Here is a 23951-nt window from a genome sequence, read left to right on the forward strand (position 1 = left end):
GGCAGGCGCAAGCCTGGCGCAGCCCTGACGGGAGACTCCGCTCGGGGAATCAGGTTGACAAGTCGGATTTCAATGGTGCGGCTGGCTGGAATCGAACCAGCGACCCTTGGCTTCGGAGGCCTCGGATCAGGTCATTTACCATTATTCACCAACATTACAAATCATTGATTTTATTGGCTTTTTTTGTTTTAGAAGTTGCCGGACATTAACGCAGATCGCTTACTATTGCTCTTTCGGGTAGCACAGCGGTAGCACAGGATAAGAATGCCAACCACCAAGTTCATTTTCACGCGGGCCAGCCTCGCTGCCTTACCCTCACCCGCCAAGGGGCGCCTATACCGCGGCGACGCGCAGACGCGCGGTCTGGTTTTGGACATCCAAGCTAGCGGGACGAAGTCGTTTCAGGTCTACAGAAAGGTCAACGGGAAACCGACCAGGATCACGCTGGGTCGCTTCAACCCTGCCATGCCAGAGTCCAGAGAGGTGCCTGCTGGGACGGACCTGCTGGCGTTAGTGGGCACCTCCGCTGAACTCAATGTCCGGATGGCGCGAAGGCTGGCCGATGCGGTCAATGCGTCGCTTGACCGCGGCGTAGACCCCGCAAAAGAGGCTCGACTGAATCGTACCCAGCAAAGCGGTGAATTGACATTGCGCGCTGCGTTTGACACGTACTTCACCGAGCACCTCGTCCCTCATGGACGGAAGACCGCTGAAGACATGCGAAATGACTTTGCACGCTATTTGGGGAAGGTGCCGCCAGGTCAGAAGAAGCCGCGCGGCAAGGAGAAATGCAAGTCGAAGGGCGCGGTAGATTGGGAGCAGCGCAAATTGTCGTCGATCGAGCAGGGCGACATCCGCCGCATGATGATCCAGCTAAAGGAGAAGATCGGCGGGCGCACGGCGAACAAGGCCTTCGTCCTTCTACGCTCGCTGTACAACTGGGTGATCGCCCATGGATTCTATCCAGGAGTCAATCCCTGCTCGAACGTGGAAAAGTTCAAAGAGAACAGCCGCGAACGTTTCCTGACGAGCGAAGAACTTCCGCGCTTCATGGCGGCGCTGAACAAAAGCGAACACCAAGACTTCAAGGACTTCGTGTTCCTCGCGCTGTTCACGGGGGCTAGAAGGGAAAACGTGCTTGGGATGCGATGGGGAGATGTAGATGTTGGGTCGGGCATGTGGACCATTCCCGGGGCGCAGTCAAAGAACGACATGCCACTGACGATCCCTCTGACTTCAGCAACGAAGGCGCTACTCGCGATCAGGAAAGAGCAAGCCGCCGGGCCGTACGTCTTCCCGGCCGTCAGCAAGTCGGGCCACATGTCTGCCCCCAACAAGCATTGGAAAAAGCTTTTGATGGAAGCCGAACTGCCAGGCCTGCGAATTCACGACCTGCGCAGATCCCTGGGAAGTTGGGCTGCAATGACGGGGGCCAGCTTGGCAATCATCGGAAGAGCACTGGGGCACAAGAGCACCGATGCCACGGCCGTATACGCTCGCCTACAACATGATCCTGTCATGGAAGCAATGGAGCGAGCTACTGCTGCCATGTTGGAGAAGGCTGCCGCGACTGGCTAGGCCACTTCAAGACTACGTGAACATCATTCCGATATGGGTTGCGTTCATAGCCGGGCATCAGTCCTTACTTGAAAAGCCGGGCAGAACTGGTCCATGGAGTCCTGCGCGGAGCCACTTGGCTTGCTTGTGCGCTCCAAGAAAGTCAACTGTGTTCCCACGCTCACGTACCCATTGACTGCCCTGTGCGGCAGCTGCCATTGGCTCCGGTTTCGACCGTCTGGATCTGTTCTGAATCACCCAAATCGCGCGCCACTCAATCGAGGCGGCTCAGCGCGCCGTGGCAAATATACGACAGATTCAAATTGCCCCTACATTTCTCTTTTTTCGCCCATCTCCGGTTGTTAACGTCAGTGCCTTGACAAACTGAAGGAGAAAAATAATGAGCCACAGCCCACGAATCCGTCCTGTCTGTTTTCAGAATCCAACAGCACTGACCGTCGAGATGTCTTGTGGAACATGCCGATCATTTTCAGAATGCAATTTCCCAGAACTCCTAGGTGTCGAAAATAGGACCGCGTTGCGCCCTAGGCCGGTTGACCTAGATGACGATATTGATGCGCTGCTTGATGATTTAAACGACGAAGATGAAGTGCCCGTTACTTCAGCCATTGCAACTAAAAAGCTCGAACTGCTCAACCAACCGCTTGCTGCAGAACCAAAAAAAAATAATGCACCAATTTCAGCTGTTGTTACGACGCCGTCGGCTCCGTCGACGATCAGCCCAACTCCGGCGGCGCCTATGGTCAGTAGCCGCTCATATATTTTCCCCCTCGCCGGGCGGCCCTTTGAGAATTCTTCCGATGACCACTTGGCAGAGGAGCTTCGCACACTGGTTGACGCCGTAATTGACGGACGCATCACTTACGCAATCATCCGCGAGTCGCTCTGCTCAATTAATGTTGAACTGAACCTGCGACAGAAGTTTGCACCTCGATTTAGGCCGCTTGTGCCTGTCCCATTCACTGCACTAAACCCGGACGAAATCAATGCCTCCCGCGACAGGCAGGTCGTCGATGCACATTGGGTAGCACATTCAAAAGAGTGTCCAAATGTTCTTCCGGACAATTATCACACGCTGTTTCGAAAAGGCATCTTCTTCGACTTTGCAGCCGCAGCGCGGTTTGCATGTGAAGAATGGCGCTTGCCTGCAAAGGCGGTGCATTTGCATCTATCGGAGTTTCAACAGTGGGAACTAGCCGCTATCCAAGAAGTGGCGATTAGCAAGAAATGGCGGCTGATCCAGTTTGGGGATAAGTGCGGGGATCAGGTCCGAACCGTGGGTGCCATCCACATTTTTAACTCATTAAAACTCGCGTTAGGCAGATCGAGACCTACTCAGTCTGCAGAGGCCATTGATGGAATGGTATCCGCTTGGAAGGCGCGACAGATCGTCGGTGAAAGTCCCCTGGCAATCGTTAATTTTGTCGCGCTGATGACGGGTAAGAAGCCCCGCGACACCAGCGCCATGCGGCGAACGTTGGAGTCATTGGACCGGCATTTGTCCCGCTTGCCGTAGCCTTTTCTTCGCGTGCACCGGCCGGGGCGCTGCAAGTGCAAACCAGACTCGCCGGCGATGAATGCGCCGGTGACCTGGCCGAGACGGAGCCGTTCGGGGCGATGCCGGGTGTTTGGCCTTAAGGATCGCTGCCGGGACGAGAGGCCGGTGGCCCAAGGGGATAGTGGAAAGGATAGGTCAGTACGGAAGATTTCTCCATTGAATCAAGCCACTGGCTTCTGAAGCGGCATCGGATTACGGTCTTAAATACTTAGAGACATACAGACATACAGACTTAACTAAGTATTAAAAAACTATTGGAAAAAATTTGAGTGCCCACCCGCTCCTTCAACGCGGAGGTTAGGCGCCTGCGGCGCCCAAGGTCAAAAGCAAGCGCCTGCGGCGCTAGGCGCCTTCGGCGCCTGAAAGCCTACACCTTTAGTTCAAAACGGAATCACCAGGCGAAGGTTAGGCGCCTGCGGCGCCAGCATCAATGCATGCATCCTAGCTACCGGAAAGAGCGAAGCCGCCTGCGGCGCCTTCTTGGCCCCAGTCCCGGTAACGGGTGTCTTGCCCTCGAAACCTGCAGACGGCGGCGGGCCGCCGTTGCGCACGCGTTCGTGAGGCGTGTGAGCCGCCCCCTCCATACAGGTACAGCGGTTAGGCAACAAGCCTCGCCAACCATGTGGGGGTGCGTCGTATAAGAATGACTAAATATCGGGCACTTCGCGGTAGCGATAATGTGCGCGAAACCACAAATAATACGTACGGAATCAATACGTTACCGTCCATGCACCTCAAAACCATTAATCCAATCCGTCCGCCTGTATTTTGCGCTTGGGGTATGGGCTTTCTGCCGTAGTTTCAAGTGACCCGACAGCTATATTCTCATTGTCGCAACCCAGTTCACTTAACTTCGGAGAATCAAAATGAATCCATCACAGCAAGCACCAACTCTTATCGAAATCCTCTCGTCCGCACAGAGCGAATGCGGCAAGCCCGATGCCGAAATTTCTTCGGCTATCGGCAGTGATCGGGCGAACATATTCGCCATGATCAAAAACGGGAGCATCAAACTGCCGGTCAGCTTCATTCCGCTTTTGGCAGAAACGCTTTCGCTTGATCCAGCCTACCTGTTCCGCCTTACCTTGTCAGAGTCGATGCCCGATGTCCTGAAGGTGCTTGACACCCTGCACCCACATAACGCCCTGACGACCAACGAACGTGAGTTGATCGACTCGTACCGTTATCTGACCAAGGGAAGAGACGTGCGACCAACGGTGATCGATGCGAACTCCCTGATAGCTCTGGTGGCGGCCTGATGGTTGCGAAATTGTTGAGTAACGCCGACCTGCTGTGCGGCCTGCCTACACTCGCGGTTCGTCGGGTGTTCGAAACAGAGGATCGTTTCATCGGCACCATTGATATTGAGAAGTGCCTACATCTGACCACTTCGCGAGCCACTGAGGTGTTCTCGGAATTGGTGAGTCTGGGGTACATCGCTCAACGTCCAGGCCATGAAACGTGGTCGATGGGCGCCGCAACCGAACTGGCAAGAAGCCTTGTGGCAGCGCCAATACCGCCGCCAATGAACCGGCCACTCGCACGGCGTTTGGTTGCTCAAATCATGGAGGAGATCGAACTGGTCAATGTGAGTCCCGCGTATGCCTGCAACGTGACGTCGATCAGGATCTTTGGTGACCTTTTGTTTGGGTCCATCAAAGAATTGCCATTCCTGGAAGCAGAGGTAACCATAAAGCCGAAGGAAGGCAAGGCGTCGGCCCAGCGGGATGCAGAGTCGGTTGCGGCGGCGTTCAGGGACGGTCAGGATGGGCAGCGCCAAGCCGATGATTCGTACCGCGCAATCCAAGTGGCGCTCTTGGCTGTGCATCCGCAGTGGTGCCTGCGTTTTTCGAATGGTTAGGTAACGAGAAGCCGGGGGCGGTCCGGTACGTGCCGGACGCAAATGACCTTCACGTGAAGGTCATCATTGCCTCTATAAGGATGACGCCAGAATTTTTCGGATTGAAGGACTGAGTACCTATAGCGTCGACACTTATATCTAGGACTATTGCTTTCCTCGACTGGTCATGCGGTACAGTCGCAGTCGAATTTGCAGGCTTCCCTCCACACGCTCCTCGGACCCCAGCGGCGAGTCCGGCCCATTCATTGGGTTCCTGCGAGCGGCCCATTCCCTGCCCACGTCCGCAGTCACCTCTGCAGTAGGTGAATGGCTCTTCAGCGAGCCTTGACCACCCCGATCGCAAGGTTCAGTTGTCTAAGCTACTTCAGTGATCGTCGATTTCGATGATCTGGACTTGCAACGAAAGCAGGTCGTTGCGGGCGTCAACAGGCTTGCTTATTGCAGCGTCTCAGATCGGACCGTTCTCGATTCGAGGAAGCGATCCAGGTCTATCAGGCGATATTGAACACGGCGCCCTACTTTGACGTACGGAAGGTCATACCGTTTGGTGCAGCTCCAAACCGCAAGCGTTGCTGGTGCGACACCAAGGTAGTGAGCGGCTTCTTGGCGGCTGAGTCGTAGTGTGGGGGGCATTTTTTCGGCATAAGTCATTTGTGACTCCTTTCGTTCGTTGAGCAGGGTATCCGCCAATACGAGGATTGTAGTCAAAGCCGTTCCTAGAACTAAGGCGAAGTTCCGCGGTTCCATACAGGGGTGCGGATTGGATGCAGAGAAGCGTGACCGCTGCGGTCGAACCGTGGATGGTGGCGGCAGGTGGAACCTGGGGCAGATCCAGGCCGACCTTGCCTGGCACAAACAAAGCAGTCACTCCACTGCCAACCAGATGGCCCGCATCGAGGCCTATGCAGCCGCCAAGGGCCTCCACACCGTGAAGGCCTACCTGGGCAAGGGGAGGAGCGGCGAAAGCTTTCGGGGCCGTCCTGGCCTTCAGAATTGATCTCACGACTTCTCCACGCTAGGCGCTAGCTCAAGGCATTTGGAAGAACTGAAACTGTTATTGCAATTGGACGATTTTGTGCCTAACATCAACTATCAATGCCAATCTGTGATGGCGCTTAAGGGGTACATCCCGTACAATAGGCGGCCATCCCGCTAGGCTGCAGACAGGCACTGGATATGAGAAAACGCAGTGTATGGCGCAGCATTCAAAGATAGTGTTGACCGGCCGCTTAGGCTTTTTTCCAATGGAAAGCACAATGAAAACGAAAACCACCCTTGGCTGGTTCGTGCTTGAAACCGCGCAAGGTAACGCAAAGACCCACGTACTTCAGGAGAAGCAGGCGGAGGAGGTCCGAGACTGCCTGTCACAGCGGATCGATTCAAAGGTCGAGAAGATTCGATCCTCCCAGCGACGTGCATTTGAAGAGTCAAAAGCAATTACCGTTTTTTAAGAATGTGTCTCATTATGGGGCCGCCATCAGGCGGCTTTTTTTATGCCCGAACGTTTAACCATGGTTACCGTCACAAGCGAGGCTGAAATCGCTGACGCAGCCCACGCGGCCTTAAGGGCGCTGAGTCGGAGAGAGACCAAGCAGGTCGGCCCTGGCCGAGTCACGCCGCTGGAAAATTGCTGCAAATTCGCGTTTGACGCGGGGGCCGTCACGATCGTAGTGCAAACAAAGGTTCAAGATCCCGATTTTCTGGCAGAGTTCAGCGCCTACTACAGTCGGCAATTCGTGGACGTCCCTAGATTTTGCACCCGCCTCCACTTTTTTTCGGCGCTGCCCGAACCGGGCGGAGGAGTCTTAAACTTTCTCGATTTTGCACCAAAAGAAAGCTTCCTTGGCTTTCTCACCCTACGACCCGTAGTAAAAAGTCCTGTCGGCGCTACGATCCTAAAAACCAGCCACCTGCTCCCGAAGTACGTGCGGTGCAGCGACAGCTTCCCGGTCAACCTTGCCGGCGTCGAGTTTTCGGTGACCGGCACTCCCTTTATGCAGCAGGACAACGCGGTAGGAGCGTGCGCGCAGGCATCAATTTGGATGGCATTACGAACGTTGCGGAAACGCGAGGGTGCTCGCGCTTACGACCCAGCTCAGATCACAGACGCTGCTACCCGCTATTTCGTTAATGGGCGGACGCTTCCTAACCGCCAGGGACTAACCCATATTCAAATCATCGAAGCGATCCGTGCAGCCGGCTATTCCCCTCACATGGTTCCTCTAGGCGATTGGCATACCAAGGGGGCTTCGGCCATGCTGCCTGAACAATTCGGCGATTCACGGAGAGTTCTACACGCATATATCGAGTCCGAAATTCCCGTGATACTTATCCTTTTCCCGCCATCGGGGGGGCATGCGGTAGTTGCTCTTGGCCACGACTGGGACGTCACGCCGAACCCGCAAGTATGCGTCAGCTTGGACGTCGGAGGTGGCTGCGTATTATCGATCCCGCACTCCGTGAGTTGGGCGCGATCGTTCTTGATTCACAACGATAATACTGGGCCTTACCGTCTTTTGCTGGACAAGAACGACGACGACTACGCGTTTGAACATGCAGCCTACGCAATTCCGCTATTACCCGCGGACGTATTTATGAGCGGCGAAGAGGCTAGCCAGGTCGCACTGGAGCACCTTGCCGACATATTTCGAGAGTTCAAAGATAGAGGCATAAGAACAGATAACGAACTCAAGGACTTAACTGCTGGCTTGGCATTGCGCTTGCTTTTGGTCGAGAAACGAAAACTGCGAAAGTGGGCGGCGACAGAGAAAATGGTGCCAGAGTTACGCGAGCATCTGCGGGTGATGGACCTGCCTAAGCGTGTTTGGATGCTTGAGGTTCATCAGGCGGCTAACTATGGTCAACAGAACGGGCAGAACGCTCCACCAACGTTGGTAGCATTGCTTTTAATCGATCCAACCGCGGACATACCTCCTATGTCTATGCTGTTGATGCACTTCAATCTTCCGGCCTTGGTGGGACTGCCTCATGGGGTCTTGGTCAAGTGGGATACCGATACTGGTGCGCCAAGCATTGGCGTTCAGACGAACGACAATGGCCCGATTAAACCAATTAGAATCTAGTTTATGGGGGCAGAAGCCATCTGCATTGATTTCCTCGTTGGCCGGCCAATTCTCATAACTCTTGGCCACCCCAAATTCCGTCACTCCCTGACCGTTTGACGGAGCTGTAAGGCGCTGGTGGCGGTCATCGGGAGCATCCCGCGGGAGTACGCAAGGTCCAGCGCGAGATCGCCCGCACTCCTCGCGTCTACCCAAGACCATCCGCAGCCGGCTCCTTCATCCACGGCAGCGCCCCGCCGTCAGGTAGAGGCCATGTTCCATCACGAGCGCGCCCACTCAAGCGGTAATTCCCCATTTTCGCCGCTTGCATTGATCACGCCTGAGCTAGCGTGCCAGGCAATGATCTGGTCCAGGCTGCGGACGACCCGTTCTGATGGCAGTGAGAAATCGACGTCGATCCTTAGCGCTTCCCGATTGAAGTCGTCGATCAGATTGGGCCGCCGTATCCACCGTGTATGAGCAAACTCAACACAAGGAGTATGGATTAATCCGAGCCGTGGGATAAGTCTTGGGCGCGAACACATTGCCGAGGCGATCCGCGCATACATGGCAGACCCGAATTGCTTGCCGCGCCCGGCGCTGGTATAGGACCCGCCCCGCGAATCGGCTTACCACGATGAGGGCGCGCATCGACAATAATTTGATCGAGTCCGATATGCGTCCGTTCATGACCTGACGAGCGAAGCGGCTATTCGCGAGTTCCATCGGCTGCGGTCAATAGCTTCATTTTGGCTGCTCCAATCATAAAAGGAAAAATTTTCGCCGGGAGGGATACAAAACGCTCGCTTTGTTACTCATGGGGTTCTGTGCCAAACAATCATTGACGATTTCGCACGAAACGTTAGGCGCAAACAACCGATGAGGCGACCACATGAGCGAGCAAAATGATCCACGAATGGCGGCTGCACAGTACGTCCACATGTCGACCGACTACCAGCGGTACTCCACGGCCAACCAGATGGCACGCATTGAGGCGTATGCGGCCGGCAAATTCGCAGTTAATCTTTCTTTTTCTTCACCAAGTCTTGGCATCCAACGTCTTCGTAAGCCATTCTCTTCAACTCCGATATAACGAGTTCGTCGCTCTCCCTCAAGATGGCTAAGTCCATATTGCTGTGATTTATTTTCTTGGTTGAAACAAAAAAACGGTTAAAGCCTGTATAGCCACCATAGGAATTTTTTGCGTTCACTTCACCGCATAAAGCTTCGCCGCCTTTACCTTCAACAACGCGTAGGCTTTTGAACATAGCACTGTCCGGGTCTTTGAGCCGTTCGATTAACTTAGCCTTGTAGGGTGCCATTTTTTTCTCTAGCGCCGCTGCCTCAGAAGCTGCTTTTTCAGAAGCGATCTCCTCTGCTGACTTGCCGCATGAAGCTAGAAATGCGATACACAATACGATTGTCAAAAGTAATTTCATTAATTCCCCTAAAGAATCCAAGACGGCGCGTAGGTTGCTAGCAACATTGCTGTTTGTCGATATAGGATGAGAGATTAGTGGTTACCACGAAAAAGACTTCGAAGCACTAAGCCTTGTTCCAGCGAAATCACTTGCCAGTGAAGTGGCCTTCCCCAACAACATGGCTCAGCCTGATACCAATTGATTGGCGCAGCAGGTCTTGCCATTGCTGAAGAAAGTGGAATTCCCGACCTGAATGGCTGTATTGCCATTACTGAAAGAGGTCGAGTTGCCGACTTGGTTCGCAGTCACGCCATTATCGTAGAAAGTGCTGCTGCCAACAATTGTACTACTACCGAACAGAACCGGATTCCAAGATTGAGCCATCGCAGGGGGGAATTGAAATCAGGCCTGCGGCGATAAGCAGACGGGAGAAAGATTTCAATGACGCCTCCTAAATATGGTCTGTTTCTCGAAGTTCACATTAGCACATAACCATCGGAATGAAGGGCTGATCTTACAAAAGGGAACGGTTCAGTATACCGAAGTGCTACTTGGCGGCCCTCATGCAGGAACGGCATGTCCAAGTGAACCGTCGCGCTCGGTGATCGCGCATGGCGTGTCCTTCGTTATCAAAATCGGACAGCGAACTTTAGCAAAAACTGCACCATTTTTTTAAGGCTATGACGAACTTCGTCCATTTACACCTTGTGCTGCTGCACCGGAATGGCTGACCGGCTGGCAAACGAACAGGTACAGCAAACGCCTTTATCAAGCAGTGCTGCCTAGCCTAGGATGTGATCCGATCAATAGTCCCAACTTTCTTGGCGCACAGGAAGGCTATTCAACAACTGCCGATGTGACTGCCATTTGGGCATGAACCGGTCCATCAGACCAACGAAACGAACGTTGTGCGACGGCTCCAGCATATGGACCAGCTCATGAACCACGATGTACTCCAGGCATTCACGCGGCTTCCTGGCGAGGTCCGTGTTCAACCGAATGGTCCAGGCCAGCGGGTTACAACTACCCCACTTGGTTTTCATACGTTGCACAAAGAATCGATTTACCTTCACACCGATCTTCTTCTCCCACGTCGCCAATATCTCAGGGACAGCTGTCTTGATCAATTCACGGTACCAACCGTCTAGCAGCTCTTGCTTCCGTGCGCTATCCCAGCCAGGGCGCGTCTGAAAAAACATCCGCTTGTGAACTAATCGAATGCACGGGGGCGCCTCAACTTCCGTGACCGTCATTAGATAGCGGTCACCCCACACATAATGGCTTTCTCTGTTCAGGAACTCGCGCGGCCGTTCACGATCTTGATTAAGTAGTTTGCACTGCTGCCGACGTATCCAACTAAGCTTGGCAATCGCGAAGACGCGAAGGGTGTCAAGCCGCATGTGTGAAGGTGCAGCAATCGTGACGCGTCCAATCGGTGGATGCACACTGAGATGAATGTTCTTTATATCTTTGCGGACAACCTCCAATGTGAGGTCGCCGATTTGAATCTGATTCTTCATTAATATTCGGTTTGGGCTGCAATGATCAGGTAAATCCGCTCCACCTCGGCTCGATCATTCCCAAGCAATGGCAGCAGTGCCGCCTTGATGACGTTCTCTTTGGCCTGATTGCCCCTGAAAGCATTGGGCCGCACCCGGCGGACGGTAGCGTCAATTTGCAGAGCCAAAGCTTCGTTGCTATTCAGGTTGTGAAACAGTGCCCGCTTGCCTGGTGTGTTCAACGCGACGGGCATGTCTTCCGCCGTTCCAGCTTGCACACGCTTGGCCACATCCGAAATTCGCCTCAGGAATTCCTCGTAGTCGATCTGTTTGGCCCGCAGGTTTTCCAGAATCTCGCCCAGCAGCACCGACATCTTGTCGTAAAAAACCGGGTCATTGAGATGTTCTTTGATGATTTTGCTGCGCACGTTATTGGCAATCGTCTCAGCAATCGCGCCAGGGCTGTCTTTGATACCCTTGGGTAGGCTATTGATTGCATCCGCAATGCCACTTTTGACGATCAGGTCCAGGAGGCCTGTCTCGCCAAAGGCCGAAATCGGGCGCGGCCCGGACGCTTCAATGTAGGTATCGATCAGGTGCCGCATATCCGCCTCATAAGCCTTGAGATCGATGGTCTCGCCGCTTGCCTGCCTAATGATCTCTCGAAGCTTCAGGTAACGATCAATGTCCCGCTTAATTTGTTCAATCGCCGGTGCCGAATACCCCGCCCGCGGCAGGTCATCCGAAATGTTTGCGTAGGCCCGCACCAACGTGACCGTAGACTTATACAGAGCCACCCGCTGAGGCTCGGTATATTTCAAACCATCAGCATTTTCAGTGTTGCCACAGAAGTAGTGAATGTGCTCCAACTCGCCCTTGGGTGGCTGTACCGGCTCGCATAGCAGCGCCATTGCTTCCAGCGCTTCCTCTAGCCGTTCACGTCCCTTCTCCAACCGATCCTTCAACAAAATTTCAGGATTGGCCCCGCCCGAATCACTGTTGTCTAGTTCCGAGGTATAGACGGCAATCGCGCCCTGAACTTTTTTGAACAGGTCCTTGTAATCGACGATGTAGCCAAACGGCTTGTCATCCCCATCGAGCCGGTTGGTGCGACAGATAGCCTGAAACAAGCCATGATCTTGCATCGACTTGTCGATGTAAAGGTAGGTGCAGCGCGGCGAGTCAAACCCAGTTAACAACTTGTCCACCACAATTAGCAACCGCATGTTGGCAGGCTGGTTTTTGAACAAATCCTTGGCGTGATCCTCGTAGGTCTCCGTCTTGGTTTTGCCAGGCTGTGCGTTGACGTCTTTAAGCAGCACCGTGTACGTGTTGTACAAGAACTGCTTCTCGGTTTCAGTGTTCGCGCCGGTTTCCTCCAGCGTCACGTTTTGCGCCTGTGGATTGTAAGAAGTCACAACTGCGCACTGGCCCTTGAATGCAGTCTTCTGGAATAACTCAAAATACTTGCCAGCGTCGAAAATACTGGAGGCCACCAAAATTGCGTTGCCTCTGTGGCTGGCTAGCCGTGGCTTCACGCCAAAATCAAACACAATGTCAGCCACCACACGATCCATACGTGAGCGGGAACTGAGCACCTTCTGCATCGTGCCCCACTGGTCGCGCAACGCTGCCTTCTGCCAGTCATTCAGGCCCTTGGTCTTTGCCTCAAACCAAGCATCAATTTTGTCCTGGGAACCGAGGCTTTGCTCGATGTCGCGTGCTTCATACACAAGGTCAAGTACCACGCCGTCTTCGACGCCTTCGTTGAACTTGTAGGTATGAATGTAGCCACCAAAGACTTCCAAGCTGGTGGCCTTGTCTTCTTTGAGAAGAGGCGTACCCGTAAAGCCAATAAATACAGCCCCTGGCAGCATCGCCTTCATGGTCTTGTGCAGCTTGCCGCTTTGGGTGCGGTGACACTCATCCACAAACACAAACAACTCACCCACCGCTGGGCTGGGCTGCTTTTTCAGTTCCTCGATGAATGCGTCGAAGTTCTCCACCCCTCGCTTGCCGAATTTGTGGACCAATGAACACAGCAGACGGGGCTTGGCTTGTCCCAATTGCGACATGAGGTCTTGCCCGCTGCTGGTACGGTAAATCATCTCGCCGCTGTTCTGAAAAACCCCTTCGATTTGCTTGTCGAGTTCATCCCTGTCGGTCAGGATCAGCACGCGCGCGTTGGACTTGTTCTCTAAAATCCATTTCGCCAGCAGCACCATCACGATGCTTTTACCGCTGCCTTGGGTGTGCCACAAGATGCCACTCTTGTAAGCATGAACATGCGCTTGCGCTGCCTTGATGCCGAAGTACTGATGTACGCGAGGAAGCTTCTTTACTCCACCATCAAACAGCACGAAGTCGTGAATCAATTCGAGCAGACGGTCTTTACGACACATCTTGAGAAGGTACTTATCGAGCTTGAAACGGCTGTTGTCGGCCTCGTCCTCTTTCCATTGCAGGAAGAACTTCTCCTCCGTTTTGATTGATCCGTAGCGCAAACCTTCTGAGTCATTGCCTGCAAACACGATTTGCACGGTGCTGAAAAACCATTCGTTGAAGTCTTTCTGCTGGTTCGAGAGTAGCTGCCGGATGCCATCGCCGATAGAGGTGCGGCTATTCTTGAGTTCAATCACGCCTAGAGCGATGCCATTGATATACAAAACCAGATCAGGACGGCGCTCCAGGTTGCCCCGCAATGTGACTTCTTCAGCAATGGCGAAGTCGTTTTTCTCAGGCTCGTCCCAGTTGATCAGCTTGATGTTGTCTGCCGCCGTGCTGGAATCGACCTTCGAATCGACGCCATAGCGCAAAAGGCTGTAAATCGCTTTGTTGTTGTCGTACAGGCTGCGGTTGGGGTTGTTCGCTACTGTTTTGAGCAGATACAGGGCGCGGCTGATCTGGGCAGACGAATAGCCAGCATTAGTTAGGTAGGCGGTGAGCAAGCCTTCTTCGATGTTGCTGTTGTGTTGGTCACCCTTGTCGCCAAGGTAGCGGTAATCCAGCTCGTCACGAAATAGCGCGATGACGCGGTTCTGCGTGGAGCGTTCGGATTGACCGATGGTGCTCATGCCAGAAACTCTTTGAGTCGATCCGGCGACCAAATCTGATTGACCAATCGGCGAACCACTTCTCTGCGCTCCAACTGCTGATCCTTGCCGTATTTCTCATACGGTTTGAACGACAAGCCTTTGGTCGTACGAAACTGCTTGAATTGGGGTTCGTGTTCATATGCAGCAGCGGTGAGACTCGCCGCATACAGGTTTTGCTTCGCGTAGTGGGGCGCCTTCAGATTGAATGGCTTGTCCTGAAGACTACGGTTTACATCGGCAGGCAGGAGCAGCAAACCAGCTACTTGATTTCGCCAGTCCTGAAACTCTTGTTGCGATGAGCATTCGTGCTTGTAGCGATCGTAATCGTCTGCCCAAATGTGTTCAATGTCGCATGGGTTTTTTGTGTCTCGATCAACGTACTTATCGAAAAGGTCAGGTTTCCCTGAACCTACTTCAACGTAAGTGGTGATGCGGGCGAGAAGGTGATAAATGTAACGGCGGCTGAACTGATTGAGACCAAGCCCCTCGATGCCAGTACGGCCTCTGGCTACGCTGCCTTCAAAGGTCACGTCATCTTCCGCCAGCTTGTTGGTCAGGATCGCGACCAATTCAGGCAGCGGTTTCTCCCGAATCTCCTTGCACAGCAGGTACATCGCATAACTAGTGCTCGAATACCCCACTCGGATGTAATTAACTGTGCGCCGCATCAACCAGATGTCAAGGTAGGTCGCCGTAGCCGCCATCTTGCGTTGGACGGTATTGTCATCATCCTTGATGGTAAGCGGTGCAAGCAGCACCGTGTTCTGCCAAGTGAATTCATTATGTGCGTTGTAGAACACAGCTTCAAGACCAGGCGTGTAGGCGAGACTAGCGCTGAGTATTTTCCGATAGGCCTTGCCGAAAAAAGGAAAGTGCTCCGTTATCAGCGAAAGATTTTCTGTCTCGTCGCCGATCTGCAAGCGCACGCGGTTGTCACGCGCCCATCGATGGAACACCGAGCCAATCAATTCCCAATCTTTATCGGTGGAACCAGCCTTGCGTTCACGGATGCTTTCCGCGAATTGTGCACGGAACCAAGCCTTGATGCAGTTGGCGTCGCGCTCCGGTTCATTGGCGTGATTCCATGAAATTAGTTCCAGTACCTGGCTCTTCCATACCTGATTAGCATTACGCCGTTTACCTTCCTCTGTAATAGGTGCAAGGAGGTAGGCTTTGAGCATATCGACTGGGCTGAGTGGCTTGCCACGGTCGTTCATGGTCTCAAATATTGCATAGGCGTAATTGTCGTTATCCGTAGCGATCTCGATCAACCCGACCTTGTTTAACAACCAATAGATGAAATGCGGTAACGCATCATTCAATTCTCCGACCAAATCCATCTGCACAATGTTCTGATAACGGGCGTACATGGTTTGGATGGATTCGTCCTTGCCATCTGGATTGAATGGCGCGGAATGGAATAAGGCCTCGATGACCGGCAAGCGCTCAGGGATACTGAGATTAAACAATGGGTCGCCGTATGGCGCGGAGTAGATGAGCGGTGCAAGACTGCCGACAACGGTCAATGCTTGTACCTTGGCAGCATTATGCAGATAGATCAATAACAGAGTTAGCGAAGTTACGCGCTGCTGACCATCCACCAAATAATTCTTGCCATTACGTTTGCTGATGATGATCGAACCGAGGAAGTAATCTTCGTATTTACTCACCTCGCTCGTTTTGTGACCGGACTGATAGCAATTTAGAAATTTATCCCTGAGATCGATTAGCAGTTCCTCAATATTTTCTCGCTCCCACTTGTACTCGCGCTGGTACTCGTCAATAGAAAAAGATTGACTTTGCAGCAAATCCTTGACGGTACGATAATACGGAGTAATGGTGCTCATACGAGGCGAATCCTTCCAGTCAATAGTTCTTGCATCATGCCTTGCTTGATGATATAGGACTTGTCACGGCGTTGTTCGAGAGCAGCAAGTTCGGCATCCATATCGGAGAGAACGGTGGCGATGGCGGTTTGTTCAATCAACTCAGGAGCCAAAAATTCGAACGTGACGAAATCCTTTTGATACAAGTGATTTATGGTAGAGCCAGCAGTTATCCTCGAAAGGAAGTCATCAAATATCTTTGAAGTCAACACATAAAAAAAGAATAGAGGACTGAAAGACTCATTCAATGGCCTTATTACGTATACGCCACTATTTAATGTGGCCGGCCCATTCAAATTTTTAACATAGCCGACTTTTCCAATTGTTCCGTCTTTGGTTAGCAGGACATCACCATTTCTAAGCTGTATATTTCTGTCTTGGCTATAGCGCCATTGATCAACAAAATGACAGCTCGACCAATCAACTTGGCCATTCAAAAAATCCGTCCCAGTAACCAAGTAATATGCGCCGCTAGTCAAATATTCTGCAGTAGTCAATGCTTGCCAACCGATTCGAGCTTTCAATGAGGCATGCTTGGCCATATTGACCACCTCCCACTCCCCACTAAAACCCGGCAGGCGTGTCTGTCCGGTGAGGAGCTGCTGCATGGCGGCCTGTTTGATGTTGCGCTTCTTGGCGATCAGTCGATCCAGTGAATCGAGCAGGACATCGACGTCTGATAGGGCGGCGGCGATGGCACGTTGTTCGTAAATCGGCGGGAACGGTATCGCTATCTTCCTAATCAACTCAGTATTGAGATTTGGTTGCCCGTTGCCTGTTGCAACGACTTCGCGCAAATACTTCGTCTTCGTGTTGAAGTATTGGCAAACAAACTCCTTGTCTCCGATCCGCTGACCAGTTATGGCTGCAATACCGTCATTCGCACAACAGGTTGTGCCAAGAATCTTGGCAACACCGAGAGTCGCGCCGCTGTTTGCGATTATCATCGTTCCTTTGGTTAATGTGCGGCTATGCTTCGAGCCTTCTTCCGTAAGGAATCCCGCGGTTTCCGTAACATATATTTGATGATCTTCGATGTTTGTAAGAGCAGCGACGGTTAGCCAACGAATAAAGCTGCCTCCGAAATATCTTGAGTCACCTGCTGGCCTTGGTGAACCTCCCCTCACGACACGTCCGAGATCTTCTAGTAGCCTCACATCCCAATTCTCAGGAATTATCCCAGCCTCGGTAAGTTTGTAACCTGGCGTCACTTCCACGCGATCCCCATTTTCTCTAGATGCTCGTCCACGCGAGTTGAAAGCACTTCCACTTCATCATTTATTCGCGGCAGCGGTATCGCATAGCGTTCAGCCAGCTCACGAATGCGCCCCGTCAAGGTCTGCGACACACGATCCAGTTCACCTTGCACCTCAGCCGCCAACGTGCCGATCCACTTGTCGTCCACCACAAGCGTTTTGACTTCATCTTCAGTGAGCTGCCCATATTTGGCTGCGACCTTGGTAATCAGCGCATCTTGTGCCGCTTTGATTCTGCTGCTGGTATCCGCCTCTATGTCAATAAGGCCAAGGTAGGTTTGCAAGCCTTGGCGTTCATCAACTAGTTCCTTGTCGCCCTTGATTTCTTTCAGCCTTGCGGCGATCGATGCTTTGGTGAGTTTGTCCTTGTCGTTCTTAGCATCTTCAAACAACCCGCCTTCACCACCATGCTCCTCGGCCATTTCTTCCAACTGCTGCACTAGCCCAGCAAGTTCCGCCTCCATCGTCTCGATGGCTGTTTGTTCTTTTGCGTAGTAGCGGGCGATGACGAGACCTGGCGGGACAAGCTCAGCGGCGTATTTCTTTTTGCCGACAACAAAATCAGGCTTGGCCTTTGTTTTTCTGGCCTTGTCGTCCACGATGAGTCGGGGTTGCGCGGCTTCGACCCAGCCATCGGCGACAATCAGGTAACAGTCATCTTGGATGGTCTCGCTCCAGTAATCCATCAAGTGCTGATAAACGTCGTAGGCATCTAGCAGGGGCGCATGTTCAAATTTGACGAGCAGTGACTCGGCTACGGTTTCGATCAGCGCCTTTGGGTGACTGTCCTGGTTCAATCCTTTCAAGAGTGGGGTATTGACTGCCCTCCACTTGTCGAAAAGCTGCGTGGCCTTGGCGTTGAATGCGGTGAACTCCTCGTGGGCGAAGATCGTTGGCTTGATGTCGGCAGCAGGAATCCGCAATTCGCTATACCGCGGACGGCTTTCCTTGAACAGTGCAGCACGCACAGCGGGAAGGACTTCCCAGTAGCGCTGAAGTGCATCAAGGTCTCGATTGGGGATGCCGCCACGCAGGTGGCCTTCGATGTCTTGTAGGTCTTCAGGCTCAGTGCTGTCGATATACCGTGGCAGGTTGAGGTTGTAGTCGTTCCTGGCGTCGCTGATCTCGGCCACCGGCACCATGCGGGCATAGCCGGGAATTTCTACCTGTCGCGTGAAGCTATCCACGATTCGGTGGATGTCTTGATCACGCAGGCGATTTTTGGGGCCGTCTTTGCGAAAACCCTTGGACGCATCGACCATGAAGATACCCTTGCGGGCATTTGCGCCTTCTTTGTCCAGAACGATGATGCACGCGGGGATGCCTGTGCCGTAGAAGAGGTTGGCAGGTAAGCCAATGATGCCCTTGATGACGCCGCGCTGGATCAGGTTCTTGCGAATTGCGCCTTCGGCGTTACCCCGAAAGAGTACACCGTGCGGCAAGATGCACGCGCCTTTGCCGGTGGATTTGATAGAGCGCAGGATGTGCAGCAGGTAAGCATAGTCGCCCTGTTTGCCTGGGGGGATGCCATAGCCATCAAATCGACCATAGGGATCCTCGCCAGGGTTCAGACCCGTACTCCAGCGTTTGTCACTAAACGGGGGATTGGCGACGACGTAGTCAAAGGTCTTGAGGCCCTCGCCATTTTTGCCGTCGGTGAAAAGCGGGTTGGCTAGGGTGTTGCCCTGCTTGATTTCTGCCGTTGCGTAGTCGTGCAGGATCATGTTCATGCGTGCCAGGCCCGCGGTGGCATTATCTTTCTCTTGCCCGTAGAGCGTGACCTTCACGTCCTTGCCGCGATGCGCCTCTTCGCCGATTTTCAGGAGCAGAGAGCCGGAGCCGCAGGTAGGGTCGTAGACAGTTGTGTTGTTGGTTGTCTGTGCATTGCGGATTCCCAGCACCTGCGCCAAGATACGGCTAACTTCCGCGGGGGTGTAAAACTGTCCCTTGCTCTTGCCACTTTCTGTGGCGAAGTGACGCATCAAGTATTCGTAGGCATCACCAAGCAGGTCATCGCCGTCCGCGCGATTCTGTGAGAAGTCCAGTGCCGGGTTTTCAAAAATCGCAATCAGGTTGGTGAGGCGGTCGACCTTTTCTTTACCATCGCCCAGCTTGGCTGGGTCATTGAAGTCGGGCATGTCCGACAATTTGTTGGCAAGCGCCAGTGGGCCAAGAATCTTGGTGTTGATCTGGTTGCCAATATCCGATGTGCCCTTGAGCGCCACCATATCGGCAAAGCTTGCCCCTTGGGGAATTGAGATGGGTGCGTATGGCTGACCAGCGAATTTATCACTGATGTACTTCACAAACAGCAAGACGAGGACGTAATCCTTGTACTGGCTGGCGTCCATTCCACCCCGTAGTTCGTCGCATGATGCCCACAGGGAGGAATAGAGTTCCGATTTCTTCAGTGCCATTTCGGGATTTCTTCTTTCGATGATTCGGTGCTGCTATTTAATCGGCCAACCTCATCAATCGCCCCGGAGCGCGATGGCCACGAGTACGAGCGTGGGACTGGCGCGGAGGGGCCGGGGTCGGCCAGCTGGAAAAGCCTTAGCTGCTTCGGGGGTTGTTTCGTGATGCTTACCAGAAAGATTCATTCTAGTTAATTTTGACCGCCTTGGGCACAATGGTCGGCAGAGGCTGCTCCGTCTGAGATCGGGATGGCTGGAAGCAAGGCTTCCATTTCGGTTTTTTCGCTTGCCACACACGCCATCGGCAACAAGCAATCTAAGGTGAGTAAGGACTCAATGCAACCGCAACCAAGCTGTGAAATCAGGAGCGCGAGGGAAGCAGTGGAAGCGGCTGGGGCGGAGCAATTGGGTCGGATCCTGTTCGAGTTCGGCAAATTCGAGATGGACGTCGCCCTTTGTGTAGTCTGGGCGTGCAGCGGCCAGCGTATGGACGTGCTTACGGGCCAAGTGAACAACTCTTCGTTCGGCGATAAGCTCGACTTGCTTCGCCAATTGGTTGACCAGTACACTGCCCCCGACTCGTCAGCTTGGCGAGCTTACGGCGACTGGTTGGCTCGCGCCGACGACATGCGTCGTTTGCGCAACCGCTTCGCCCATGGAAGATGGGGTGTCGACCCAAAGAGCCACGAGATCGTCAATGTCGCCGGCGTTCCGACGTCACTTCACCAAAATGAAGTGCGATTCACGATAGAGGGTCTATCGGCTGTTATTGGCAATATTAAAGAATTGCGGGCGTCGCTGGCGCTGCTGCGAGAAGAATGGCCGCTCTAGCTCAGCATCGACAGTCATGACTACCAAACTGCTTAATCGAGGGAACCGGGCTGATGAGCTACGCGTACTTGCAGGAGAGACCTTTCAGACGTCCAAGAAAAAGCCCCACAGGTGAGTGCGGGGCCTAGAGTGACCAATTTATTCGGCAAGCCCCCACTGGTCTAGGGGATGACTAAAGCGCCACCGAAGTAGCGGCCTCTTGCCTTATTGAATTTGTTCGTGTGTCCAATCCGGGCGTCAGAATCCCCTTCCGGTAGCACAGGGGTAGCACAGGCTTGAAGTCGGAAAACAAAACTGCCTAAAACCGTCTGCTAAGTCTTTGATTTCAATGGTGCGGCTGGCTGGAATCGAACCAGCGACCCTTGGCTTCGGAGGCCAATACTCTATCCACTGAGCTACAGCCGCATGAGGGGAACTTCGGGGTACTGCTGAAGAGGACTGCAGGATACCGGTTTTCGGGGTGATAGTCCACGGAAAGACCGTTTTTGGTGCCAAATCCCCGGCCTTGCGACTATAATCAAAGGTTTGCGATGTTGCGGCCATGTAACCCTTCCCGGCTCCGGGGACGGTCCGCGACACGACACGATTTCGAAAATAGTCTGAGGGAACAATGAGCGACGCACACGACGAGCATCAATCCGCGATTAAAACGCCCAAGCAGCTCATTGCTGCGGTCCTGGCGGGATTTATCGTTCCGATCATCGCCATCATCCTGCTGGTGCAGTACGTGGCCAGCGATTCCAAGGTCGGCGCCGGTTCGAGCGGCCAGACCACCGAAGGGATCGCCGCGCGCATTGCGCCGGTTGCTGACCGTGGCTTCACGCTGAAAGATGCCAGCGGCCCGAAAGTGCTGCAGGGCGGCGAAGAAGTCTACAAGGCGGTTTGCCTGGCCTGCCACGCTACCGGCGCTGCCGGCGCACCGAAAACGGGTGATGCAGGCGCTTGGTCGGCGCGTATCGCACAGGGTTACGACACCGTCCTGAAGAACGCGATTGCAGGCCTGCGCGGCATGCCTGCAAAAGGCGGCAATCCGGATCTCGACGATGTGGAAGTTGCCCGTGCCGTCGTATTCATGGCCAACCAGTCGGGCGCCAAGTTCAAGGAACCTGAAGTGAAAGCTGCGCCGGCTGCGGCTGCGGCTTCCGCTCCTGCAGCGGCGACTCCTGCTGCCGCTGCAACGGCTCCGGCTGCCGCAGCGGCACCGGCACCAGCCAAAACCGCAGCCGCAGACGGCAAGAAAGTGTATGACACTGCCTGCATGGCCTGCCACACCGCAGGTGTAGCCGGTGCTCCAAAGCTTGGTGACAAGGCCGCTTGGGCGCCCCGCGTCAAGCAGGGCAATGCCATCCTGTACGAGCACGCAATCAAGGGCTTCCAGGGCAAAGCGGGCATGATGCCTGCCAAAGGCGGCTCCGCTGCTTCGGACGATGAAGTCAAGGCTGCAGTCGACTACATGACTGCCGCAGCGAAGTAAGTAGTCTGCATACAGAGAAAAGCCGGCTTTCGAGCCGGCTTTTTTTATTCCCGCAGGGGAGCGGGGCCAGCTGCAACAAACATGGCTGGCGGCGCTCAACCGGGCTGGACCGCCCTGTTCCTCCGGCGCCATGCCTTGGCGTCGGGATGGTTTTCGAGGTGGGCGAGCAAGCGGTTTTTCTGGCCTTCGCTCAGCACCGATTCACTGATCAGCGACGGCCACGTGCGCATGGCGCGGTTGACGGTATCCCTCAATACAGCGGTCATCTCGATTTCCGGCAATTCCCAGATATTGGCGAGCTTGCGCACCGTGCCGGGTGCAAGCATCTGCTTTCCGGATTCATCCGGCAGGAATCGCAAGGCATGGCCTTTGCCGTCCATGTAGGCGCCATAGGCCACGATGTCGTAAGCAGGCGAGAGCCGGGGCCGGCCATCGACGCCGTACAACAGGCTGAAGTTCTTGGTGTGGGCGTCGTAGTTGCCCAGCAATTCGTTGACTTTCACGCGGCGTAGCAGCTCGAGCACGTCGGCATGGCCGCTTGCAGATGCATCGAGAAGGACCAGTCCGATGGAGGCGTAATCCCCTTGGTACTTGTCCTCAGGGGACAAGCCCAGCGCCTGCGCGAAATCTTCCATGTGGAGGCGGCCGGTTGCAGTCGGGGCATCGCGGTCGAAGCGGCGCACCAGCAGGAAGTTGCGGGCGTCGTCGCGCAGGGTAAATGGCAGCTTGTCTGCGATCTGGTGCAGCGGCATCAGGGCCGCTTCGCAAACCCTGACACCCGCTGCCGCTGCCAGCAGCAACGAGGTGTGCTCCACTTCAGGCAAGCCCTGGTAGTCGGACGCTGGCAGCTTGGCAATGAAGTGCGCGCCATCTGCCGCAGCCTTCGAGCGCATCACGTAGCGCCCGCCCGGCTCCTGGACCAGGTCTACCTTTGGCTGCACACCAGAGAGCGAAACCGCCTGCGGAGTCGGAAGCTGATGCGAACTGTATTCGAAGCTGTCCTGGCCCTGCGTCAGAAGCCGTCCCATCCTGGCGTCGTCCAGCTTCTCGGGCAGCGCCCACACATCACCGGGCAGATCCTCTCCACAGTATGAAAGCAGGCTCATTTCATCGTCGGCTTCGATGCCAGCGTCGGCAATGAGTTGCTTGCGCAATACACCTTCAGGAAGCAGGTTCCGGAAAAACACCGGAAGCCGGCGCTTGCCGCCGCCGAACCTGACGTGGTCGGGCGGGTTGACGAGCTGCGCGCGGGTTTCCTCTTCGGACTCGCCCAGCAAGAGCACCGCAAGGGTGGGGCGCGAAGGATCGAGGGCATACTCTTCATCGAACTGGAAATAGACACGGCCATCTTCCAGGTCGAACAAGGTGCCGACATCGGTGTGGCCGAGCTTGATCCGCAGCGCGCGCAGTTGGCTCATTTATTTGGCAGTCTTCGCTCGCGCCAGCCTGCCGGCAATGCGCCGCTGCAGCCCGGTCGTGCTGGCTGGCTCGTCCATCACCATCAGCGGTGTGCTGGACGCGCCCTGCCCGGCACCGGCCGCCGCCAGCCGGCTGGCCAGCCGTTTCTGCAGGCCGGTCAACTGCGCCGACTCGCCGGCCGGCTCAAGGTAGGAAGTGGTGTGCCTGGGGACGAGCACGACATCCAGGCCAAGCTGCTCGCATAGCGCGAGCAGGGTATTGAGCTCGACATTGCCCACTCCTTGCTCGAGGGCCGACAAGGTGTTGCGGTGCACGTGACTTTTTTCCGCAAGCGCCAACAGCGTCAGTTGCTGCCGCTGGCGCGCCGTCTTAATCTTTGAACCAATGTCGCGCAGGGTAGCCATGCTTATTCAACTGTGCATTTCATGATTTGCACAGTATAGACAGCAAAATGGCCGGCATGCAAACGAAATGCGCACATCTTATTGTGCATTTTTTTAATCTGCACATTTTAATATGCAGATTGATACAGGAAGATCTGCTGCCCGGCCAAGGCAGTGATTGAAGAACCTGGGATTGCTGGCGCTACGGTCGGGC

Annotated in this window: 18 protein-coding genes and 1 tRNA gene; 9 read left to right on the forward strand and 10 right to left on the reverse strand. The window is 54.3% G+C overall.

From position 1 onward, the window contains the following. Window positions 1-264 precede the first annotated feature (264 nt). From FVE66_RS18550 to FVE66_RS18565, 4 genes are all read left to right on the forward strand, one after another. The gene (locus FVE66_RS18550) at window positions 265-1578 is read left to right on the forward strand and encodes a tyrosine-type recombinase/integrase (protein ID WP_151448955.1); all 1314 of its coding nucleotides are present in this window, start codon (window positions 265-267) and stop codon (window positions 1576-1578) included. Window positions 1579-1957: 379 nt separating this feature from the next. Further along, window positions 1958-3094: a hypothetical protein gene (locus FVE66_RS18555; RefSeq protein ID WP_151448956.1), complete on the forward strand. Its 1137-nt coding sequence runs from the start codon at window positions 1958-1960 to the stop codon at window positions 3092-3094. Between the two features lie 908 nt (window positions 3095-4002). Then, window positions 4003-4395 carry a helix-turn-helix transcriptional regulator gene (locus tag FVE66_RS18560; RefSeq protein WP_151448957.1) on the forward strand — a complete coding sequence of 131 codons (393 nt, stop codon included), beginning with the start codon at window positions 4003-4005 and terminating at the stop codon, window positions 4393-4395. Continuing rightward, on the forward strand, window positions 4395-4997 hold the full coding sequence (locus tag FVE66_RS18565; RefSeq protein WP_151448958.1) for a hypothetical protein: 603 nt from the start codon (window positions 4395-4397) through the stop codon (window positions 4995-4997). Before FVE66_RS18560 ends, FVE66_RS18565 begins: the two co-directional genes overlap by 1 nt. A 435-nt stretch (window positions 4998-5432) precedes the next feature. Here FVE66_RS18565 and FVE66_RS20630 read toward each other — a convergent pair whose 3' ends face one another. Continuing rightward, window positions 5433-5744: a helix-turn-helix domain-containing protein gene (locus tag FVE66_RS20630; RefSeq protein ID WP_338325411.1), complete on the reverse strand. Its 312-nt coding sequence runs from the start codon at window positions 5742-5744 to the stop codon at window positions 5433-5435. A gap of 13 nt (window positions 5745-5757) precedes the next feature. On the opposite strand from FVE66_RS20630, the gene FVE66_RS18575 reads away from it, so the two are divergent. The 3 genes from FVE66_RS18575 to FVE66_RS18585 all read left to right on the forward strand — a co-directional run bounded on the left by FVE66_RS18575 (window position 5758) and on the right by FVE66_RS18585 (window position 8080). Beyond that, window positions 5758-5994: a recombinase family protein gene (locus tag FVE66_RS18575; protein ID WP_151448959.1), complete on the forward strand. Its 237-nt coding sequence runs from the start codon at window positions 5758-5760 to the stop codon at window positions 5992-5994. 259 nt (window positions 5995-6253) lie between these two features. After that, window positions 6254-6448, forward strand: coding sequence for a hypothetical protein (locus FVE66_RS18580; RefSeq protein ID WP_151448960.1), 195 nt, complete (start codon window positions 6254-6256; stop codon window positions 6446-6448). A 42-nt stretch (window positions 6449-6490) separates the two neighbouring features. Then, window positions 6491-8080 carry a hypothetical protein gene (locus FVE66_RS18585; RefSeq protein ID WP_151448961.1) on the forward strand — a complete coding sequence of 530 codons (1590 nt, stop codon included), beginning with the start codon at window positions 6491-6493 and terminating at the stop codon, window positions 8078-8080. A gap of 998 nt (window positions 8081-9078) precedes the next feature. On the opposite strand, the gene FVE66_RS18600 is transcribed toward FVE66_RS18585, so the two are convergent. The 6 genes from FVE66_RS18600 to FVE66_RS18630 all read right to left on the reverse strand — a co-directional run bounded on the left by FVE66_RS18600 (window position 9079) and on the right by FVE66_RS18630 (window position 19633). Next, window positions 9079-9498, reverse strand: coding sequence for a hypothetical protein (locus tag FVE66_RS18600; RefSeq protein ID WP_151448963.1), 420 nt, complete (start codon window positions 9496-9498; stop codon window positions 9079-9081). Between the two features lie 785 nt (window positions 9499-10283). Then, on the reverse strand, window positions 10284-11000 hold the full coding sequence (locus FVE66_RS18610; protein WP_151448965.1) for a M48 family metallopeptidase: 717 nt from the start codon (window positions 10998-11000) through the stop codon (window positions 10284-10286). Further along, the gene (locus FVE66_RS18615; protein ID WP_151448966.1) at window positions 11000-14053 is read right to left on the reverse strand and encodes a type I restriction endonuclease subunit R; all 3054 of its coding nucleotides are present in this window, start codon (window positions 14051-14053) and stop codon (window positions 11000-11002) included. The genes FVE66_RS18610 and FVE66_RS18615 overlap by 1 nt, the downstream gene beginning before the upstream one ends. Beyond that, the gene (locus tag FVE66_RS18620; protein WP_151448967.1) at window positions 14050-15921 is read right to left on the reverse strand and encodes a DUF262 domain-containing protein; all 1872 of its coding nucleotides are present in this window, start codon (window positions 15919-15921) and stop codon (window positions 14050-14052) included. Before FVE66_RS18620 ends, FVE66_RS18615 begins: the two co-directional genes overlap by 4 nt. Beyond that, window positions 15918-17177 (reverse strand): restriction endonuclease subunit S, encoded by a 1260-nt coding sequence (locus FVE66_RS18625; RefSeq protein WP_151448968.1) that lies wholly within the window; start codon window positions 17175-17177, stop codon window positions 15918-15920. The genes FVE66_RS18620 and FVE66_RS18625 overlap by 4 nt, the downstream gene beginning before the upstream one ends. Further along, entirely contained in the window at window positions 17168-19633 is a 2466-nt protein-coding gene (locus FVE66_RS18630; protein ID WP_151448969.1) for a type I restriction-modification system subunit M, read from the reverse strand. The genes FVE66_RS18625 and FVE66_RS18630 overlap by 10 nt, the downstream gene beginning before the upstream one ends. A 246-nt stretch (window positions 19634-19879) precedes the next feature. Here FVE66_RS18630 and FVE66_RS18635 point away from each other — a divergent pair, with 246 nt between their 5' ends. After that, window positions 19880-20461, forward strand: a complete 582-nt coding sequence (locus FVE66_RS18635) for a hypothetical protein (protein ID WP_151448970.1) — start codon at window positions 19880-19882, stop codon at window positions 20459-20461. A gap of 329 nt (window positions 20462-20790) precedes the next feature. Here the strand turns inward: FVE66_RS18635 and FVE66_RS18640 are convergent. Then, window positions 20791-20866 (reverse strand) — tRNA-Arg (locus tag FVE66_RS18640). A gap of 205 nt (window positions 20867-21071) precedes the next feature. On the opposite strand from FVE66_RS18640, the gene FVE66_RS18645 reads away from it, so the two are divergent. After that, complete coding sequence (locus tag FVE66_RS18645) at window positions 21072-21935, forward strand: c-type cytochrome (protein ID WP_151448971.1); 864 nt, start codon at window positions 21072-21074, stop codon at window positions 21933-21935. 95 nt (window positions 21936-22030) lie between these two features. On the opposite strand, the gene FVE66_RS18650 is transcribed toward FVE66_RS18645, so the two are convergent. After that, a complete protein-coding gene (locus FVE66_RS18650) occupies window positions 22031-23353 on the reverse strand; it encodes a type II toxin-antitoxin system HipA family toxin (RefSeq protein ID WP_151448972.1) in 1323 nt (440 codons plus the stop codon). Next, the gene (locus FVE66_RS18655) at window positions 23354-23758 is read right to left on the reverse strand and encodes a helix-turn-helix domain-containing protein (protein WP_151448973.1); all 405 of its coding nucleotides are present in this window, start codon (window positions 23756-23758) and stop codon (window positions 23354-23356) included. Between the last annotated feature and the right edge of the window lie 193 nt (window positions 23759-23951).

The organism is Lacisediminimonas profundi, assembly GCF_008831265.1.
Lineage (GTDB): Bacteria > Pseudomonadota > Gammaproteobacteria > Burkholderiales > Burkholderiaceae_D > Lacisediminimonas > Lacisediminimonas profundi.

What these genes read in the sequence shown, in the direction of transcription:
- FVE66_RS18550 (WP_151448955.1), top strand. Translation starts at nt 265, where the DNA reads ATGCCAACCACCAAGTTCATTTTCACGCGGGCCAGCCTCGCTGCCTTA.
- FVE66_RS18555 (WP_151448956.1), top strand. Translation starts at nt 1,958, where the DNA reads ATGAGCCACAGCCCACGAATCCGTCCTGTCTGTTTTCAGAATCCAACA.
- FVE66_RS18560 (WP_151448957.1), top strand. Translation starts at nt 4,003, where the DNA reads ATGAATCCATCACAGCAAGCACCAACTCTTATCGAAATCCTCTCGTCC.
- FVE66_RS18565 (WP_151448958.1), top strand. Translation starts at nt 4,395, where the DNA reads ATGGTTGCGAAATTGTTGAGTAACGCCGACCTGCTGTGCGGCCTGCCT.
- FVE66_RS20630 (WP_338325411.1), bottom strand. Translation starts at nt 5,744, where the DNA reads ATGGAACCGCGGAACTTCGCCTTAGTTCTAGGAACGGCTTTGACTACA.
- FVE66_RS18580 (WP_151448960.1), top strand. Translation starts at nt 6,254, where the DNA reads ATGAAAACGAAAACCACCCTTGGCTGGTTCGTGCTTGAAACCGCGCAA.
- FVE66_RS18585 (WP_151448961.1), top strand. Translation starts at nt 6,491, where the DNA reads ATGCCCGAACGTTTAACCATGGTTACCGTCACAAGCGAGGCTGAAATC.
- FVE66_RS18600 (WP_151448963.1), bottom strand. Translation starts at nt 9,498, where the DNA reads ATGAAATTACTTTTGACAATCGTATTGTGTATCGCATTTCTAGCTTCA.
- FVE66_RS18610 (WP_151448965.1), bottom strand. Translation starts at nt 11,000, where the DNA reads ATGAAGAATCAGATTCAAATCGGCGACCTCACATTGGAGGTTGTCCGC.
- FVE66_RS18615 (WP_151448966.1), bottom strand. Translation starts at nt 14,053, where the DNA reads ATGAGCACCATCGGTCAATCCGAACGCTCCACGCAGAACCGCGTCATC.
- FVE66_RS18620 (WP_151448967.1), bottom strand. Translation starts at nt 15,921, where the DNA reads ATGAGCACCATTACTCCGTATTATCGTACCGTCAAGGATTTGCTGCAA.
- FVE66_RS18630 (WP_151448969.1), bottom strand. Translation starts at nt 19,633, where the DNA reads ATGGCACTGAAGAAATCGGAACTCTATTCCTCCCTGTGGGCATCATGC.
- FVE66_RS18635 (WP_151448970.1), top strand. Translation starts at nt 19,880, where the DNA reads ATGGCTGGAAGCAAGGCTTCCATTTCGGTTTTTTCGCTTGCCACACAC.
- FVE66_RS18645 (WP_151448971.1), top strand. Translation starts at nt 21,072, where the DNA reads ATGAGCGACGCACACGACGAGCATCAATCCGCGATTAAAACGCCCAAG.
- FVE66_RS18650 (WP_151448972.1), bottom strand. Translation starts at nt 23,353, where the DNA reads ATGAGCCAACTGCGCGCGCTGCGGATCAAGCTCGGCCACACCGATGTC.
- FVE66_RS18655 (WP_151448973.1), bottom strand. Translation starts at nt 23,758, where the DNA reads ATGGCTACCCTGCGCGACATTGGTTCAAAGATTAAGACGGCGCGCCAG.